Raw genomic sequence first — 17,472 nt, forward strand, 5'->3', positions numbered from 1 at the left:
TATGACAGAAATTGTGAAAGCAAGCCTTGAAAATGGTGTTCAAAAAATCCGTATCACGGCAGACAAAGGCTACCATCCAGCCCATATTCAACTACAAAAAGGGATTCCTGCTGAGATTACCTTTCATCGTGTGACACCTTCAAACTGCTATAAGGAGATTCTCTTCGAAGAAGAAGGGATTCTAGAACCAATCGCTCAAGACGAGGAAAAAGTCATTCGCTTTACGCCTCAAGACTTGGGCGAGCATGAATTTTCATGTGGCATGAAGATGCAAAAGGGGACCTACACCGTTGTTGAAAAAACTAAAAAGTCTCTCAGTCTTTTTCAGCGTTTTTGGATTACTAGTATCTTTACTGTGCCTCTTGTGATTCTCATGATTGGGATGTCTACAGGAGGAATTAGTCACCAAGTCATGCGTTGGGGCACCTTTTTAGCCACAACACCCATTATGCTGGTAGCTGGAGTTCCATATATCAGAAGCGCCTGGGCTAGTTTTAAAAAGCACAATTCCAACATGGATACCTTGGTTGCTCTGGGAACCCTAGTGGCCTATTTCTATAGCTTAGTTGCCCTCTTCACTGGTCTGCCCGTTTACTTTGAAAGTGCTGCATTTATCCTCTTCTTCATTCTTTTGGGAGCAGTTTTTGAGGAAAAAATGCGAAAAAATACTTCGCAGGCAGTCGAAAAATTATTAGACCTACAAGCAAAAACAGCAGAGGTTTTGCGTGATGATGTTTATGTTCAAATACCTCTAGAACAAGTCAAAGTTGGGGATCTCATTCGCGTTCGACCAGGTGAAAAAATTGCCGTTGATGGGACTGTCTTAGAAGGTGAAACGAGTATTGATGAATCAATGGTGACTGGGGAAAGTATTCCAGTCGATAAATCAGTTGGAGATGCTGTCATTGGTTCAACCATCAATAATAGTGGTACGATCATTTTTAGAGCCGAAAAAGTGGGCTCTGAGACTATGTTGGCTCAGATTGTGGACTTTGTGAAAAAAGCGCAAACGAGTCGTGCTCCTATTCAAGATTTGACAGACAAGATTTCTGGGATTTTTGTACCAGCAGTTGTCATTTTAGGACTTCTTACTTTTTGGATCTGGTTTGTTTTCCTAGGAGAAAGCTTTGTGACTTCACTTCTCTACGGAGTTGCTGTTTTGATTATTGCCTGCCCTTGTGCACTAGGACTCGCGACACCGACAGCACTCATGGTTGGAACAGGACGAAGTGCCAAGATGGGGATTCTTCTCAAAAATGGTACAGTTTTACAGGAAATCCAAAAAGTCCAAACAGTTGTTTTTGATAAGACAGGAACCTTGACCGAAGGGAAGCCAGTGGTAACAGATGTTGTCGGAGATGAAGGAGAAGTGCTAAGTTTGGCTGCTTCACTGGAAGATGTATCTCAACACCCGCTAGCTCAAGCTATTGTTAATCGTGCATCTGAACTAGGAATTAGCCTTTACCCAGTGGAAAACTTCCAAGCCTTGCATGGAAAAGGTGTGACTGGGATTATTAATGGTAAACAAGTCTTGCTGGGGAATGCCAAACTTTTAGCTGACCTAGCTATTCCACATGATTATCAAGAACGATTTGATTTGCTTGAGAAAGAAGCAAAAACAGTTGTCTTCCTATCCGTAGATGGTCAGTTAAAAGGCTTAATTGCCTTGCAGGATGTCCCTAAGGAAAATGCCAAAGAAGCTATTGCCAAATTGAAAAAACGTGGCCTTAGAACTGTTATGCTTACCGGAGATAATGCTGGAGTAGCCCATGCGATTGCAGAGCAAATTGGAATCGAAGAAGTGATCGCAAATGTCTTGCCAGAGGAAAAGGCACATGAAATTCACAAGCTTCAAAAGAATGGCAAATTGGCCTTTGTTGGAGATGGTATCAATGATGCGCCGGCCCTCAGTGTAGCCGATGTCGGAATTGCCATGGGCTCTGGTACAGATATTGCTATCGAATCAGCAGATCTTGTCCTTACAACCAACAATTTACTAGGATTGGCACGTGCTTTTGATATGAGTAAGAAGACCTTTAATCGTATTCTACTCAATCTTTTCTGGGCTTCTATCTATAACCTCATTGGTATTCCGATTGCAGCAGGAGTCTTTTCAGGACTTGGTTTAGTGCTCAATCCAGAACTTGCAGGATTGGCCATGGCCTTTAGTTCAGTATCTGTTTTAATCAGCTCTCTTATGCTTAATTTTACTAAAGTCGATTAATACTCTTCGAAAATCAAATTCAAACCACGTCAGCTTCACCTGCAACCTCAAAGCTGTGCTTTGAGCAACCTGCGGCTAGCTTCCTAGTTTGCTCTTTGATTTTCATTGAGTATAAAAAGGCGGTCTTAACCGCTTTTTTCTATTCTAAAACAGATTTTCAAAAAGCTTCCAAACTGTACTGTAATAGAGAATGAAAGTTTCTGAGCATATACTTAGAAATCTAAAATCAAATGTGATAAATTAGGATTGTAAATTTACTGAATCGTTTTCAAATAACATATAAAAGCGTTTTTTGTAAATATATGAAATTATTTTGAAGGAGAGTTATCATTATGACTCAAGGGAAAATTACTGCATCTGCAGCAATGCTCAACGTATTGAAAACATGGGGCGTAGATACTATCTACGGTATCCCATCAGGAACACTCAGCTCATTGATGGACGCTTTGGCTGAAGACAAAGATATCCGTTTCTTGCAAGTTCGTCACGAAGAAACAGGTGCTCTTGCAGCGGTTATGCAAGCTAAATTTGGCGGATCTCTCGGTGTTGCAGTTGGTTCAGGTGGACCAGGTGCAACTCACTTGATCAACGGTGTTTACGATGCAGCTATGGATAACACTCCATTCCTTGCTATTCTTGGATCACGTCCAGTTAACGAATTGAACATGGATGCCTTCCAAGAATTGAACCAAAACCCAATGTACAACGGTATCGCTGTTTACAACAAACGTGTAGCTTACGCAGAACAATTACCAAAAGTCATTGACGAAGCTTGCCGTGCTGCCGTTTCTAAAAAAGGTCCAGCTGTCGTTGAAATTCCAGTAAACTTTGGTTTTCAAGAAATCGACGAAAACTCATACTACGGTTCAGGTTCATACGACCGTTCATTCATCGCTCCTGCTTTGAACGAAGTTGAAATCGACAAAGCTGTTGAAATTTTGAACAACGCTGAACGTCCAGTTATCTACGCTGGTTACGGTGGTGTGAAAGCTGGTGAAGTAATCACTGAATTGTCACGTAAAATCAAAGCACCAATCATCACAACTGGTAAAAACTTCGAAGCTTTCGAATGGAACTACGAAGGTTTGACAGGTTCTGCTTACCGTGTTGGTTGGAAGCCAGCCAACGAAGTGGTCTTTGAAGCAGACACAGTTCTTTTCCTTGGTTCAAACTTCCCATTTGCTGAAGTTTACCAAGCATTCAAGAACACTGAAAAATTCATCCAAGTGGATATTGACCCTTACAAACTTGGTAAACGTCACGCCCTTGACGCTTCAATCCTTGGTGATGCAGGTCAAGCAGCTAAAGCTATCCTCGACAAAGTGAACCCAGTTGAATCTACTCCATGGTGGCGTGCAAACGTGAAGAACAACCAAAACTGGCGTGATTACATGAACAAACTCGAAGGTAAAACTGAGGGTGAATTGCAATTGTATCAAGTTTACAATGCAATCAACAAACATGCTGATCAAGATGCTATCTACTCAATCGACGTAGGTGACACTACTCAAACATCTACTCGTCACCTTCACATGACACCTAAGAACATGTGGCGTACATCTCCACTCTTTGCGACAATGGGTATTGCCCTTCCTGGTGGTATCGCTGCTAAGAAAGACAATCCAGATCGCCAAGTATGGAACATCATGGGTGACGGTGCATTCAACATGTGCTACCCAGACGTTATCACAAACGTTCAATACGACCTTCCAGTTATCAACGTTGTCTTCTCAAATGGTAAATATGCCTTCATCAAGGACAAATACGAAGACACAAACAAACACTTGTTTGGTTGTGACTTCCCTAATGCTGACTATGCGAAAATCGCTGAAGCGCAAGGTGCTGTAGGGTTCACTGTAAACCGTATCGAAGATATCGATGCAGTTGTTGCAGAAGCTGTTAAATTGAACAAAGAAGGTAAAACTGTTGTTATTGATGCTCACATCACACCACACCGTCCACTTCCAGTAGAAGTACTTGAGTTGGATCCAAAACAACACTCAGAAGAAGCAATCAAAGCCTTCAAGGAAAAATACGAAGCTGAAGAGCTTGTACCATTCCGCCTCTTCTTAGAAGAAGAAGGATTGCAATCACGCGCAATTAAATAATTCCTCTCGTCGAAAATCAAAAGTAAACATTGTAGATTTTATGCATTGATTTTCTTAGAGAGAAACTTAAAAGATCGGAGCAATCCGGTCTTTTTGTGGAGGACAGTAAATGAATTTAAATCAATTAGATATTATCGTGTCAGATGTTCCCCAAGTCTGTGCTGAATTAGAGAGTATCTTGGATAAAAAGGCGGACTATGTAGATAACAGTTTTGCTCAGTTCACGATTGGCAGTCACTGTCTCATGTTATCCCAAAATCATTTGATTCCTTTGAACAATTTTCAGTCAGGAATCATTCTACACATTGAGGTTGAGGATGTCGACCAGAACCAAAAGCGGTTAAAAGAGATTGGTGTCGAGATTTTACATGGTCCTTGTGAAACGGATTGGGGAACAGAGTCCTTATTAGTTAAAGGCCCTACTGGTCTAGTCATTGATTTTTATAGAATGAAATAAGGGCGCTTAGTCATTTGAAGTTAACCTTAGCTATTTTTAAAACAGAAATTGAGAACATAAACTATTAAAAGATCGGAGCAATCCGGTCTTTTTTTCCCCCATCTTTTCTGTTAAAATAGAGTCATCATCATGTTTGAAGGAGAAAAAGATGCCAACAAGTTTCTTTTTATTATTTGGTTTAATGGATTTAGGCTTTGCTGTCTTTACCTATTTTATGTTTGACTATTTTATATTAAGTAATTATAGAAATGCCAAGAGATGCACCGAAAAAACGGAAGGAGTTATTATCCGATATTCCTATGCTCTTTATAACGGAATTAGCCTTCCAGTGGTTGAGTACACTTTTGATGGGAACCGATATAAGGTCGTCGGGCCAAAATTTCGATCTGCTATTTCAAATACAATCAGTACTCCCTTAGGTTCAATCGTATCTGATGTCAAAATGGACAATTTTGAAGATGGGGAAATTCCTCAGGTTTTAAGATATAAAATTTATAGGAACAGTTTCATCTCTTTAACCAAATCACCTTTAGAAGAGTATTTCCCAGTAGGTAGTAAGGTTGCTGTTTATTATGACCCTAAAAAACCAAAATATTCCTACGTAGAAAGACCTTTAAAACCAGGTCGTTTTACATGGTTGTTCAAATATTCTGTCTACCTGTTTGTATTTATGATGATTGCCATGGCTTTCTTTACGGTGTTTATTCTTCCAAATCTTGTTAATTGAGTTTCTCGATAGAATAAGAAGTCCATATCGTTACTAATTTTATAAAATCTTCTCCCTACTTTATAATATATGAAAAAGAGTTCAATCAGAACTCTTTTTTTGCTATAATGAAGGGAGAAAAATCAGACAGGAGATCAAGATGTCAGAACCGTTATTTTTAAATTCTGTAATGCAAGAAAAAATCTGGGGTGGGACTAAACTACGTGATGAGTTTGGATACGACATTCCAAGCGAAAAAATCGGAGAATATTGGGCAATCTCAGCTCACCCAAATGGTGTGTCTAAGGTAGCCAATGGTCGCTTTGAGGGAATCGATCTAGCTACCTTGTATGCGGAACACCGTGAGTTATTTGGTAACCGTCCGGAACCAGTATTTCCACTCTTGACTAAAATCCTCGATGCCAATGACTGGCTCAGTGTTCAAGTTCACCCAGATGATGCTTATGGATTAGAGCATGAAGGCGAACTTGGAAAGACAGAGTGCTGGTATATCATCGCTGCAGATGAGGGTTCAGAGATTATCTATGGTCACAATGCCAAGTCAAAAGAAGAACTCCGCCAGCAAATCGAAGATAAAAACTGGGATTCCTTGTTAACAAAAGTTCCTGTAAAAGCTGGAGATTTCTTTTATGTACCAAGTGGAACTATGCATGCTATCGGAGCAGGTATCTTGATCCTTGAAACACAACAGTCTAGTGATACAACTTATCGTGTCTATGACTTTGACCGCAAGGATGATAATGGCAACTTGCGTGAGCTTCACCTTGAAAAATCTATCGATGTTTTGAATATCGGAGAACCCGCTAATAGCAGACCTGTAACAGTTAAAGCAGATGATTTGCGTTCAACTCTTCTTGTATCTAATGATTTTTTTGCAGTTTACAAGTGGGAAATCACAGGAAAAGTTGACTTTGAAAAAACAGCTGACTACAGCTTATTTAGCATCTTGGCTGGTCAAGGGAAACTGACTGTTGACGGAAAAGATTATCCAATTCAAAAAGGCAGTCACTTTATCTTACCAAGTGATGTTGAAGCTTGGACCTTGGAAGGGCAAGGTCTAGAATTGATTGTCAGCCATCCATAAAAAGAAAAGACTTGAGAGATATTCTTAAGTCCTTTTTTAACTTGGAATTCTCCGAATCTGAGGACAATAGGTCAAAGTTTGACAATGGCTTAGACCGATTATCTTCCCCAAATTTAAAAATAGTTAAACTTTTATAAAAAAATCTTGACTCTGACCTAAGGGAAGGGTGTATACTATCAATGTGAGGAGAAAATCATGTACCATATTAAAGAAGCTGCGCAGCTTTCAGGCGTCTCTGTCAAGACCCTGCATCATTACGATAAGATAGGACTCTTGGTTCCTTTAAAGTCGGAAAACGGCTATCGAACCTATAGTCAGGATGATTTGGAACGACTTCAGGTCATTCTTTATTACAAATATCTAGGTTTTTCTTTAGAAAAAATAGCAGAGCTGTTAGAACAAGAAACTTCAGAATTATTGCCCCATCTGATCAGGCAACTGGACTATCTAACTCGAGAAAGGCAACATCTGGATACCTTGATATCTACCTTGCAAAAAACCATACAAGAACAAAAAGGAGAAAGAAAAATGACTATTGAGGAAAAATTCACTGGATTTAGCTATCAAGACAATCAAAAATACCACCAAGAGGCAGTAGAGAAATATGGCCAAGAAGTCATGGACCAGGCTCTCGAGCGTCAAAAAGGACGAGAGGATGAGGTTACATCAGCCTTTAATCAAGTCTTTCAAGCCTTGGCTCAAAATCTCAAAGCTGGTCTACCTGCAACAGCAATTGAAAACCAAGAGCAAGCAGCCAAGCTCTTACAAGCTATTCGTACTTATGGATTTGACTGCTCTATCGAGGTCTTCGGTTATATCGGCCAAGGCTATGTCTATAATCCAGAGTTCAAGGAAAACATTGATAAGTTTGGAAAGGGAACAGCTCAATACACTTCAGATGTTATTGCCCACTATGTTAGAACTCAGACAAAATAAAAATCGGCGGAGTAATCTCTGCCGATTTCTTACTTTAAAGTTTAATCATAATGTAGACTTCCTGCAACCCAGCCGGTGCAGAGGGCAGAAGTGATGTTAAAGCCACCTGTGTGGGCATTAATATCTAGTACCTCGCCAGCAAAGTGAAGTCCAGGAACCAATTTACTTTCCAGTGTTTTAGGATTGATTTCCTTGAGACTAACGCCACCTTTAGTGACAAAGGATTTAGCAAGGGACATTTTGCTAGTTACTGGAATTTTAAGAGCTTTGATAGACTGGACAAGTTGGTACCGTTCTTTCTCAGTTAGCTGTTTAACTTTTTCAGGGTAGCCTTGCACCAAGAATTCTGCCAAGCGTTCTGGCAACAAAGATTTCAAGGCATTTTTTAAGGATTTTTCACGGTTTTCTTCTAGAAAATTTATTAAGTCGCCTTCAGAAAGTTGTGGCAAGACATCTAAAGAGAGGATTTCGCCACCCTTGACAAAGCTAGACATACGCAAAGCAGCAGGACCAGATAAACCAAAGTGGGTAAAGAGCAGATCATGAGTAATGACGTGCTTGCCATAGCTGAGAGTCACATCGTCTAACGAAATTCCCTGCAAGGCCTTATGAGGAAAATCTGTCAATAAGGGACTTTCAGCAGCCTCAAGTTCGGTAATGGTATGTTTGAAATGACGGGCAATCTCGTGGCCAAAACCAGTCGAACCAGTCGAAGGATAAGACTTACCACCTGTTGTGACGATGAGTTTATCACAAGTGAAGGTTTGGTCTGCGGACTTAAGGACAAACTGGTTGTCTATCTTTTTAACCGAAACAATCTCTGTTTGAGTGGCAATTTGCCCGCCTAGTTCCGTAATTTTCTTCTCCAGAGTCTCGATTATGGTTCGCGATTTATCGCTGGCTGGGAAGACACGTCCGTGGTCTTCTACCTTGAGTTTGACTCCATTTTCCGTGAAAAAGTTGATGATATCATGGTTATCAAACTGGGAGAAGACACTGTAAAGAAATCGCCCATTTCCAGGGATGCCAGCGAGTAGATCGTCTAGAGTTCCGTTGTTAGTCACGTTACAGCGACCACCGCCAGTTCCAGCTAATTTTTTCCCAAGTTTTCGATTTTTTTCGATGAGTAGAGTTTTCTGACCATAAAAACTACTGGAAATCGTAGCCATCATGCCAGCAGGTCCACCACCGATGACAATAGTATCAAAATGTTTCATAGCTCTATTGTACCATAAAAAAACAAGAGATGATTAGACATCTCTTGTCAGATTTATTAGTTGATTTCGTATCCCATGAGGAGCCCGCCTTCTTCCGCATAGAAACTGCAGAGTCCAGAAGTTGGGATGATTCTAATGTCAGCTTGTGGGTATTTTTCTCGCAAGAGCTCTGAGAGCTGTTGGCAGAATTTTTCATTGCTACGGTGAGCCATGACGATACGCCCACCAGTGTAGCCAGCTTTGATTAACTCTTCATAGGCTGCTTGAAGAGATTTTTTAGCACCACGAGCTTTTTGGAGGAGTTCTAAGGTTCCGGTTTCGCTTGCTTCTCCAACCATACGAATATTGAGGAGCCCGACAACTGTACCGATAAGCTTACTCAATCGACCGTTTTTAACCAGGTTATCCACTTTAGCAAGAACGAACAACAACTTCGTTTTTTCTTGGTAAGTAGTAATCACTTCAACGACTTCTTCAAAAGAAAGTCCTTGGTTGATCAAATCATTGATTTTTTCGACGATTAGGTCAACTTCCCCACCAGCTGATAAGCTATCGATGACATGAATCTGAGTATCAGGGTGTTCTTCGAGATAGATATTCTTAGCTAATTGAGCACTATTGTGGCTACCAGAGAGAGTTCCAGTGATAGTCACTACAAAAATATGTTTGGCGCCTTCGAATGCTCGTAAGTAATCATCAGGACTAGGGCAGGCTGATTTTGAAGCTTCAGAAGTCGCATACATAGTTTCCATCATCTTATCGATATCCAGATTGGCATCATCGACAAAGACTTGATCTGCTACCTGAATCTTTAAGGGAACACTGACAAATTCAGTATCAAAAGCGGGGTTTGCCAGTTGGCGATAATCACAACCAGAGTCAGCTACAATCTTCCAAGTCATAGAAATTCTCCATCTTTATCACTTATACATTGACAAAGGTTCTGTCTTTTTTTACAATTATATCATGAAAGCCCTTGAAACAAAAGTAGTACCTCTCTGTTGTCACAAGTAGAAAGAAATTGTTATGTCTGAACGTAAAATATCTGAAAAATCGCTTGAAAACCTTAGAAAATCAAATCAAGAATCTAATTTGCTAACCAGAGAAGCGATTGAAACAGCTCTTTTGCAACTCTTGGAGAAAAAGGAGTTGGCTAAGATTAGCATTTCTGAGTTAGTCAAGCGTGCTGGCGTTTCTCGTGCAGCTTTTTATCGAAACTATGATTCAAAAGAAGAGATTTTAGAAAGTGTCTTTAAACGTAGCGTCCATAACATCATGGAGCAATTAGGCCATTACGATGTTAAAACAGACCTTTATCTCGTATGGGTTCATCTCTTTAGAGAAGCCAAGAAAGAAGCCAAAGTTATTCAGCTTGCCCTAGACTATCACTTAGAAAAAATCTTTGTGCAAGCCATGCAAGAATTTCTAGAAAAATACTATGGGAAATCAAAGGGTGTCAGTTCTTACCTGCATTCATTTTGGAGTTCGGCCATCGTATCGGTCTTGCTTAAATGGATCAAGGATGGGATGAAGGTTCCTGCTGAAAAAATCGCAGATCTACGCCTGCCATTTTTCAAAAAATAAAACATGAGGAGAAATGCTATGACAGAAAAAAGACTAGCTTGGGATGAGTATTTTGCTGCTCAAGCTCTATTGATTGCCAATCGCTCAACCTGTAAACGTGCCAAGGTAGGAGCTGTTTTAGTCAAGGATAACAAGGTTATTTCAACAGGGTATAATGGTTCTGTATCAGGAACAGAGCATTGTATAGATCATGACTGTCTAGTGATTGAAGGCCACTGTGTCCGCACTCTTCATGCAGAAGTGAATGCTATCTTACAAGGGTCAGAGCGTGGCGTTCCAAAAGGTTTCACAGCCTATGTCACTCATTTTCCATGCCTCAACTGTACAAAACAACTGCTTCAGGTAGGATGTGAGCGTGTGGTTTATATTAATCAATATCGCATGGACGATTATGCCCAATACCTTTATAAAGAAAAAGGGACAGAATTAACACATTTGCCACTTGAGACAGTTCAAGCAGCTCTTCAAGCAGCAGATTTGATCTAGAGTTATAAAAAAAATAAATGGTTTAGAAAGATTTTTAAACCATTTTTTGGTATAATAAGTAGAATAAATTGAAAGAAGGAATTCAGAAAATGGGAAAACTTGAAGTTATTAATCATCCACTGATTCAACACAAATTATCAATCTTGCGTCGCACTGACACTTCTACAAAAGCTTTTCGTGAACTAGTAGACGAGATTGCAATGTTGATGGGATATGAAGTGCTTCGTGATCTTCCACTTGAAGATGTAGAAATCGAAACACCGATCACAAAAACAGTTCAAAAACAGTTGGCTGGTAAAAAATTGGCGATTGTCCCAATCTTGCGTGCAGGTATTGGTATGGTTGATGGACTATTGAGTTTGGTTCCAGCAGCAAAAGTTGGTCACATTGGTATGTACCGTGACGAAGAAACCCTTCAACCAGTAGAATACTTGGTAAAATTACCTGAAGATATTGACCAACGTCAAATTTTTGTAGTTGATCCTATGCTTGCAACAGGTGGATCAGCGATTTTGGCTGTTGACTCCCTCAAAAAACGTGGTGCTTCAAACATCAAGTTTGTCTGCCTTGTATCAGCTCCAGAAGGTGTGAAGGCACTTCAAGCAGCACACCCTGATGTAGAAATCTTTACAGCAGCTTTGGATGAACGCTTGAACGAACATGGTTACATCGTTCCAGGTCTTGGAGACGCTGGAGACCGCTTGTTCGGAACAAAATAAGATTCTAAGGATAGACTAAAACTGCTTTTGGTTTTAGTTTTAAAAGGAGGTTGAATTTTTGTGTCTGTCTATAAGAATAGAGCAAAAATTTGACCTTTTTTGACCAAAGATATATAATAATCCTATTAACAAAGAAATTAGAAATCAAAAGGAGAAATGAATGATTCCTGTAGTTATTGAACAAACAAGTCGTGGAGAACGCTCGTATGACATTTACTCACGTCTTCTTAAGGACCGCATTATCATGTTGACTGGACCAGTCGAAGACAATATGGCAAACTCAGTTATCGCCCAATTGCTTTTCTTGGATGCCCAAGATAGTACAAAAGATATTTACCTTTATGTAAACACTCCTGGAGGTTCTGTATCAGCTGGTTTGGCAATCGTTGATACTATGAACTTTATCAAGGCAGATGTCCAAACTATCGTTATGGGGATGGCAGCCTCAATGGGTACAATTATTGCTTCAAGTGGAGCAAAGGGCAAACGTTTCATGCTTCCAAATGCAGAATACATGATTCACCAACCAATGGGTGGTACAGGTGGTGGTACTCAGCAGACTGATATGGCCATCGCTGCTGAACACTTGCTTAAAACTCGTAAGACTTTGGAGCAAATCCTAGCAGATAATTCTGGCAAATCTGTTGAGCAAATTCATAAAGATGCTGAACGTGATTACTGGATGAGCGCTCAAGAAACTCTTGACTACGGTTTTATTGACGAAATTATGGCTAATAATTCTTTGAATTAAACTACTAAAGCAAGCTCGACTGAGCTTGTTTTTTTTGATATAATAGAAGGAAGATTGTTAGAAGGAAGTTGAATTATGTTTCAAAAAGAGAATCGGTCTGGTCTGATTATCTATTTATACTATAATCGCGATGCTAAAAAACTCGCAAATTATGGTGATATTTGTTACCACTCAAAAAAACATCGTTACCTACAACTTTATGTCCCAACAGAGGAAGTAGAAGAGCTGGTAAATCGTTTAGGAAAAGAGAAATTTATCAAGAAAGTGAGAGTTTGTCATATCCAAGAATTGGAAACTCCTTTCGTTGGGAACCTATATAAAACTAGCGAAAACGTTATCATTTAAAAAGTGAGAGAAACTTGTTGACAATTTTCTGATAATTCGGTATATTCTTAACATGTAATTTAAATTGAACATTAAAAGGAGATAAACATGAAGAAAAAATTTGCATTGTCACTTGTAGCTCTTGCAAGTACAGCTCTTTTAGCAGCTTGTGGGGAAGTGAAGTCAGGAGCTTCAAACACAACTGGTAACCCAATCGATGAAAAAGTTGTAAAAATTGGTTTCAACTTCGAAGAAACTGGTGCTGTAGCATCTTACGGTACTTCTGAGCAAAAGGGTGCTCAACTTGCAGTTGATGAAATCAACGCAGCAGGTGGTATCGATGGAAAACAAATCGAAGTAGTCGACAAAGATAACAAATCTGAAACTGCTGAAGCTGCTTCTGTTTCAACAAACCTTGTGACTCAATCTAAGGTAGCAGCTATCGTAGGACCTGCGACTTCAGGTGCAACTGCAGCGGCAGTAGCAAATGCTACACAAGCTGGAGTCCCATTGATTTCTCCAAGTGCTACTCAAGATGGTTTGACAAAAGGTCAAGATTTCCTCTTCATCGGAACATTCCAAGATAGTTTCCAAGGAAAAATCATCTCAAACTACGTTTCAAACAAATTGAACGCTAAGAAAGTGGTCTTGTATACAGATAACTCAAGTGACTACGCTAAAGGTATTGCAAAATCTTTCCGTGATTCATTCACAGGTGAAATCGTAGCAGATGAAACATTTGTATCAGGTGATACAGACTTCCAAGCAGCTTTGACAAAAATCAAAGATAAAGACTTTGATGCAATCGTATTGCCAGGTTACTACACAGAAGCTGGTAAGATTGTAAACCAAGCTCGTGGTATGGGAATTGATAAGCCAATCATCGGTGGTGACGGATTTAACGGTGCAGAATTTGTTCAACAAGCAACTGCTGAACGCGCATCAAATATCTACTTCATCTCAGGATTCTCAACTACTGTTGATGTTTCAGATAAAGCAAAAGCCTTCCTTGAAGCTTATCGTGCAAAATATAACGAAGATCCTTCAACATTTGCAGCTCTTGCTTATGACTCAGTTTACCTTGTAGCTAATGCAGCAAAAGGTGCAAAAACTTCAGTTGATATCAAGAACAATCTTGCTAAAACACAAAACTTCGAAGGTGTTACAGGTCAAACAAGCTTTGATGCAGATCATAACACTGTGAAAACAGCCTTCATGATGACCATGAATAATGGTAAAGTAGATGCGGCAGAAGTCGTAAAACCATAATTTTATAGATATCGTAAATGGGGAATGAGCTTTTACTCACTCCCTGTTTCGGTATTTATAAAGGGATTATTTTTTATAAAATCCTAAAAATAAAACTTAGAAAGAGTGAACCATATGCTTCAACAACTTGTCAATGGTTTAATCTTGGGTAGTGTCTATGCCTTGCTAGCCCTGGGTTATACTATGGTTTATGGAATTATCAAGCTTATTAACTTTGCCCATGGTGATATCTATATGATGGGTGCCTTCATGGGTTATTTCTTGATTAATGCCCTCCATTTAAATTTCTTTTTAGCCTTAATTTTGTCCATGATTGGTTCAGCAATTCTCGGTGTTATCATCGAGTTTCTAGCCTACCGTCCACTCCGACATTCAACTCGTATCTCTGTATTGATTACTGCTATCGGGGTATCCTTCTTGCTTGAGTATGGAATGGTCTATCTAGTAGGTGCCAATACACGTGCCTTCCCTCAAGCAATCCAAACAGTTCGTTATGACTTGGGTCCAATCAGTCTAACAAATATTCAATTGTTGATTTTGACGGTTTCGATTGTTTTGATGATTCTTTTGCAACTCATCGTGCAAAAAACAAAAATGGGGAAAGCCATGCGTGCCGTATCTGTAGATAGTGATGCAGCTCAGTTAATGGGGATCAACGTAAACCGTACAATCAGTTTCACCTTTGCCTTAGGTTCAGCTCTGGCTGGTGCAGCAGGTGTCTTGATTGCCCTTTACTACAACTCTCTTGAACCATTGATGGGAATGACTCCGGGTATTAAATCATTCGTGGCTGCTGTTCTTGGTGGTATCGGAATCATCCCTGGTGCTGCTCTTGGAGGTTTTGTAATCGGACTATTGGAAACTTTTGCAACAGCCTTCGGAATGTCAGATTTCCGTGATGCTATCGTGTACGGAATCTTGCTATTGATCTTGATTGTTCGTCCAGCTGGTATCCTTGGTAAGAATGTGAAAGAGAAGGTGTAAACAATGAAAGAAAATTTAAAAGTTAATATTCTCTGGTTGCTCCTTTTGTTGCTTGGATATGGTGTGATTAGCTTATTAGTTTCGTTTGGTATTTTAAACCTTTTCCATATTCAGATTTTAGAACAAATCGGTATCAATATTATTCTTGCAGTAGGACTTAACCTTATCGTTGGTTTTTCTGGTCAATTTTCTCTTGGACATGCTGGGTTCATGGCTATCGGTGCCTATGCAGCAGCCATTATTGGTTCTAAATCTCCAACTTATGGTGCCTTTTTTGGAGCTATGTTGCTTGGTGCTATCATTGCTGGTTTGGTTGCCTTGGTCGTTGGAATTCCTACCCTTCGTTTGAAGGGGGACTACCTTGCAGTTGCGACACTTGGGGTTGCTGAAATTATCCGTATCCTAATCGTCAATGGTGGTGATTTAACAAACGGAGCTGCTGGTATCCTTGGTATTCCAAACTTTACTAATTGGCAAATGGTATACATTTTTGCCGTGATTACGACACTTGCAACGCTGAATTTCCTTCGTAGTCCAATCGGTCGTTTAACCTTGTCTGTTCGTGAAGATGAAATTGCAGCTGAATCTGTCGGGGTCAATACAACAAAAATCAAAATTATCGCATTTGTCTTTGGAGCTATGACTGCAAGTATTGCAGGTTCCCTTCAAGCAGGATTTATCGGTTCTGTTGTGCCAAAAGATTATAGCTTTATCAACTCTATCAACGTTTTAATTATCGTTGTATTTGGTGGCTTGGGATCAATTACAGGAGCAATTGTCGCTGCGATTGTTCTTGGTATTTTGAATATGTTCCTTCAAGATGTGGCTAGCGTTCGTATGATTATCTATGCTTTGGCCTTGGTACTCGTTATGATTTTCAGACCAGGTGGTCTTCTTGGAACCTGGGAATTGAGCCTATCAAGACTCTTTAAAAAAGGTAAGAAGGAGGGACAAAACTAATGGCATTACTTGAAGTAAAACAGTTAACCAAGCATTTTGGTGGTCTGACTGCTGTTGGAGATGTAACTCTAGAATTGAACGAAGGTGAACTTGTTGGCTTGATTGGACCGAACGGAGCTGGGAAAACAACTCTTTTCAACTTGCTGACAGGAGTTTATGAACCAAGCGAAGGAACAGTAACCTTAGATGGCCACTTATTAAATGGTAAGCAACCTTATAAAATCGCATCTCTTGGTTTAGGGCGTACCTTCCAAAACATTCGTCTCTTTAAAGACTTGACAGTTTTGGATAACGTTCTTATTGCATTTAGTAACCATCACAAACAACATGTTTTTGCAAGTTTCTTGCGTTTACCAGCTTTTTATAAGAATGAAAAAGAATTAAAAGCTAAAGCCTTAGAATTACTAAAAATCTTTGATTTAGATGGTGATGCTGAAACCTTAGCTAAAAACTTAGCCTATGGCCAACAACGTCGTTTGGAAATTGTTCGTGCCCTTGCCACTGAACCTAAAATCCTCTTCTTGGATGAGCCTGCAGCAGGTATGAACCCACAAGAAACTGCAGAATTGACTGAGTTGATTCGTCGCATCAAGGATGAATTCAAGATCACTATCATGCTGATTGAACATGATATGAACTTGGTCATGGAAGTCACTGAACGTATCTACGTACTTGAGTACGGTCGTTTGATTGCTCATGGGACACCAGATGAAATCAAGAACAATAAACGAGTTATCGAAGCTTATCTTGGAGGTGAAGCCTAATGTCTATGTTAAAAGTTGAAAACCTCTCAGTACACTACGGCATGATTCAAGCTGTACGTGATGTGAGCTTTGAAGTCAATGAAGGGGAAGTTGTTTCTCTTATCGGTGCTAACGGTGCTGGTAAAACAACTATCCTTCGTACCCTATCAGGCCTTGTTCGTCCAAGCTCTGGTCGAATTGAATTTTTGGGACAAGAAATCCAAAAGATGCCTGCGCAAAAGATTGTGGCATCAGGACTTTCTCAAGTACCAGAAGGACGTCATGTCTTCCCTGGTTTGACTGTTTTGGAAAACTTGGAGATGGGAGCCTTTCTTAAGAAAAATCGTGAAGAGAATCAAGCAAATTTGAAGAAAGTCTTCTCTCGTTTCCCTCGTTTGGAAGAACGTAAAAATCAAGATGCGGCTACTCTATCTGGTGGTGAACAGCAGATGCTTGCCATGGGACGTGCACTCATGTCAACGCCTAAACTACTTTTATTAGATGAACCATCAATGGGTCTTGCTCCGATTTTTATCCAAGAAATTTTTGATATCATCCAAGATATTCAAAAACAAGGAACAACAGTTCTCTTGATTGAGCAAAATGCTAATAAAGCACTAGCTATCGCTGACCGAGGATATGTTCTTGAAACAGGAAAGATTGTCCTATCAGGAACAGGAAAAGAACTCGCAGCATCAGACGAAGTCAGAAAAGCATATCTAGGTGGCTAAAAAGGTCTGGGGGACCTTTTTAGTCGGCGGATAAAAATTGCGTCAGCAATTAACATCTAGTCTGGGGGACCTTTTTAGTCGGCGGATAAAGATTGCAAAGCAATCATACAATCTACATAAGTATAAGATTAAGGGCTCTAAGTTGAGCTCTTTTTCGTAAAGTCCTTC

18 protein-coding genes are annotated in these 17,472 nt (G+C 39.8%); 16 read left to right on the top strand and 2 right to left on the bottom strand.

The annotated features are described in order from the left end of the window. Position 1 precedes the first annotated feature (1 nt). The 6 genes from I1J71_RS06365 to I1J71_RS06390 all read left to right on the top strand — a co-directional run bounded on the left by I1J71_RS06365 (position 2) and on the right by I1J71_RS06390 (position 7,536). Positions 2–2,224, top strand: coding sequence for a heavy metal translocating P-type ATPase (locus tag I1J71_RS06365; RefSeq protein WP_195184144.1), 2,223 nt, complete (start codon positions 2–4; stop codon positions 2,222–2,224). 332 nt (positions 2,225–2,556) lie between these two features. Beyond that, entirely contained in the window at positions 2,557–4,332 is a 1,776-nt protein-coding gene (spxB, locus tag I1J71_RS06370) for a pyruvate oxidase (protein ID WP_195184145.1), read from the top strand. Positions 4,333–4,441: 109 nt separating this feature from the next. Further along, entirely contained in the window at positions 4,442–4,789 is a 348-nt protein-coding gene (locus I1J71_RS06375) for a VOC family protein (RefSeq protein WP_195184146.1), read from the top strand. Positions 4,790–4,937: 148 nt separating this feature from the next. After that, positions 4,938–5,516 (top strand): DUF3592 domain-containing protein, encoded by a 579-nt coding sequence (locus I1J71_RS06380; RefSeq protein ID WP_195184147.1) that lies wholly within the window; start codon positions 4,938–4,940, stop codon positions 5,514–5,516. Between the two features lie 139 nt (positions 5,517–5,655). Next, positions 5,656–6,600 (top strand): mannose-6-phosphate isomerase, class I, encoded by a 945-nt coding sequence (manA, locus tag I1J71_RS06385; protein WP_195184148.1) that lies wholly within the window; start codon positions 5,656–5,658, stop codon positions 6,598–6,600. A 195-nt stretch (positions 6,601–6,795) separates the two neighbouring features. Next, positions 6,796–7,536, top strand: a complete 741-nt coding sequence (locus I1J71_RS06390; protein WP_195184149.1) for a MerR family transcriptional regulator — start codon at positions 6,796–6,798, stop codon at positions 7,534–7,536. Positions 7,537–7,577: 41 nt separating this feature from the next. Here the strand turns inward: I1J71_RS06390 and I1J71_RS06395 are convergent, their stop codons facing one another. Both I1J71_RS06395 and I1J71_RS06400 read right to left on the bottom strand, forming a co-directional pair. Further along, positions 7,578–8,753, bottom strand: a complete 1,176-nt coding sequence (locus I1J71_RS06395; protein WP_195184150.1) for an NAD(P)/FAD-dependent oxidoreductase — start codon at positions 8,751–8,753, stop codon at positions 7,578–7,580. Positions 8,754–8,809: 56 nt separating this feature from the next. Beyond that, complete coding sequence (locus tag I1J71_RS06400; RefSeq protein ID WP_195184151.1) at positions 8,810–9,655, bottom strand: DegV family protein; 846 nt, start codon at positions 9,653–9,655, stop codon at positions 8,810–8,812. Between the two features lie 124 nt (positions 9,656–9,779). On the opposite strand from I1J71_RS06400, the gene I1J71_RS06405 reads away from it, so the two are divergent. From I1J71_RS06405 to I1J71_RS06450, 10 genes are all read left to right on the top strand, one after another. Then, positions 9,780–10,337 (top strand): TetR/AcrR family transcriptional regulator, encoded by a 558-nt coding sequence (locus I1J71_RS06405; RefSeq protein ID WP_016466600.1) that lies wholly within the window; start codon positions 9,780–9,782, stop codon positions 10,335–10,337. 18 nt (positions 10,338–10,355) lie between these two features. Continuing rightward, positions 10,356–10,823 carry a deoxycytidylate deaminase gene (locus I1J71_RS06410; protein WP_195184152.1) on the top strand — a complete coding sequence of 156 codons (468 nt, stop codon included), beginning with the start codon at positions 10,356–10,358 and terminating at the stop codon, positions 10,821–10,823. Positions 10,824–10,912: 89 nt separating this feature from the next. Next, on the top strand, positions 10,913–11,542 hold the full coding sequence (upp, locus tag I1J71_RS06415; RefSeq protein WP_004252365.1) for a uracil phosphoribosyltransferase: 630 nt from the start codon (positions 10,913–10,915) through the stop codon (positions 11,540–11,542). Positions 11,543–11,702: 160 nt separating this feature from the next. After that, positions 11,703–12,293 carry an ATP-dependent Clp protease proteolytic subunit ClpP gene (gene clpP, locus I1J71_RS06420; protein ID WP_006148124.1) on the top strand — a complete coding sequence of 197 codons (591 nt, stop codon included), beginning with the start codon at positions 11,703–11,705 and terminating at the stop codon, positions 12,291–12,293. Between the two features lie 75 nt (positions 12,294–12,368). After that, on the top strand, positions 12,369–12,638 hold the full coding sequence (locus I1J71_RS06425) for a YlbG family protein (RefSeq protein WP_004252368.1): 270 nt from the start codon (positions 12,369–12,371) through the stop codon (positions 12,636–12,638). Between the two features lie 87 nt (positions 12,639–12,725). Further along, positions 12,726–13,886, top strand: a complete 1,161-nt coding sequence (locus tag I1J71_RS06430) for an ABC transporter substrate-binding protein (RefSeq protein ID WP_195184153.1) — start codon at positions 12,726–12,728, stop codon at positions 13,884–13,886. Positions 13,887–14,000: 114 nt separating this feature from the next. Continuing rightward, positions 14,001–14,870 carry a branched-chain amino acid ABC transporter permease gene (locus I1J71_RS06435; protein ID WP_004252371.1) on the top strand — a complete coding sequence of 290 codons (870 nt, stop codon included), beginning with the start codon at positions 14,001–14,003 and terminating at the stop codon, positions 14,868–14,870. 3 nt (positions 14,871–14,873) lie between these two features. Next, positions 14,874–15,830, top strand: coding sequence for a branched-chain amino acid ABC transporter permease (locus I1J71_RS06440; protein WP_195184154.1), 957 nt, complete (start codon positions 14,874–14,876; stop codon positions 15,828–15,830). Then, positions 15,830–16,594 (top strand): ABC transporter ATP-binding protein, encoded by a 765-nt coding sequence (locus tag I1J71_RS06445; RefSeq protein WP_195184155.1) that lies wholly within the window; start codon positions 15,830–15,832, stop codon positions 16,592–16,594. Before I1J71_RS06440 ends, I1J71_RS06445 begins: the two co-directional genes overlap by 1 nt. Continuing rightward, entirely contained in the window at positions 16,594–17,304 is a 711-nt protein-coding gene (locus tag I1J71_RS06450; RefSeq protein WP_006151996.1) for an ABC transporter ATP-binding protein, read from the top strand. The genes I1J71_RS06445 and I1J71_RS06450 overlap by 1 nt, the downstream gene beginning before the upstream one ends. The last annotated feature ends 168 nt before the right edge of the window (positions 17,305–17,472 follow it).

The organism is Streptococcus infantis (assembly GCF_015546995.1).
Taxonomy (GTDB): Bacteria; Bacillota; Bacilli; order Lactobacillales; family Streptococcaceae; genus Streptococcus; species Streptococcus infantis_J.

Coding starts and splice junctions, on each gene's coding strand:
- I1J71_RS06365 (WP_195184144.1), top strand. CDS start 2: ATGACAGAAATTGTGAAAGCAAGCCTTGAAAATGGTGTTCAAAAAATC.
- spxB (WP_195184145.1), top strand. CDS start 2,557: ATGACTCAAGGGAAAATTACTGCATCTGCAGCAATGCTCAACGTATTG.
- I1J71_RS06375 (WP_195184146.1), top strand. CDS start 4,442: ATGAATTTAAATCAATTAGATATTATCGTGTCAGATGTTCCCCAAGTC.
- I1J71_RS06380 (WP_195184147.1), top strand. CDS start 4,938: ATGCCAACAAGTTTCTTTTTATTATTTGGTTTAATGGATTTAGGCTTT.
- manA (WP_195184148.1), top strand. CDS start 5,656: ATGTCAGAACCGTTATTTTTAAATTCTGTAATGCAAGAAAAAATCTGG.
- I1J71_RS06390 (WP_195184149.1), top strand. CDS start 6,796: ATGTACCATATTAAAGAAGCTGCGCAGCTTTCAGGCGTCTCTGTCAAG.
- I1J71_RS06395 (WP_195184150.1), bottom strand. CDS start 8,753: ATGAAACATTTTGATACTATTGTCATCGGTGGTGGACCTGCTGGCATG.
- I1J71_RS06400 (WP_195184151.1), bottom strand. CDS start 9,655: ATGACTTGGAAGATTGTAGCTGACTCTGGTTGTGATTATCGCCAACTG.
- I1J71_RS06405 (WP_016466600.1), top strand. CDS start 9,780: ATGTCTGAACGTAAAATATCTGAAAAATCGCTTGAAAACCTTAGAAAA.
- I1J71_RS06410 (WP_195184152.1), top strand. CDS start 10,356: ATGACAGAAAAAAGACTAGCTTGGGATGAGTATTTTGCTGCTCAAGCT.
- upp (WP_004252365.1), top strand. CDS start 10,913: ATGGGAAAACTTGAAGTTATTAATCATCCACTGATTCAACACAAATTA.
- clpP (WP_006148124.1), top strand. CDS start 11,703: ATGATTCCTGTAGTTATTGAACAAACAAGTCGTGGAGAACGCTCGTAT.
- I1J71_RS06425 (WP_004252368.1), top strand. CDS start 12,369: ATGTTTCAAAAAGAGAATCGGTCTGGTCTGATTATCTATTTATACTAT.
- I1J71_RS06430 (WP_195184153.1), top strand. CDS start 12,726: ATGAAGAAAAAATTTGCATTGTCACTTGTAGCTCTTGCAAGTACAGCT.
- I1J71_RS06435 (WP_004252371.1), top strand. CDS start 14,001: ATGCTTCAACAACTTGTCAATGGTTTAATCTTGGGTAGTGTCTATGCC.
- I1J71_RS06440 (WP_195184154.1), top strand. CDS start 14,874: ATGAAAGAAAATTTAAAAGTTAATATTCTCTGGTTGCTCCTTTTGTTG.
- I1J71_RS06445 (WP_195184155.1), top strand. CDS start 15,830: ATGGCATTACTTGAAGTAAAACAGTTAACCAAGCATTTTGGTGGTCTG.
- I1J71_RS06450 (WP_006151996.1), top strand. CDS start 16,594: ATGTCTATGTTAAAAGTTGAAAACCTCTCAGTACACTACGGCATGATT.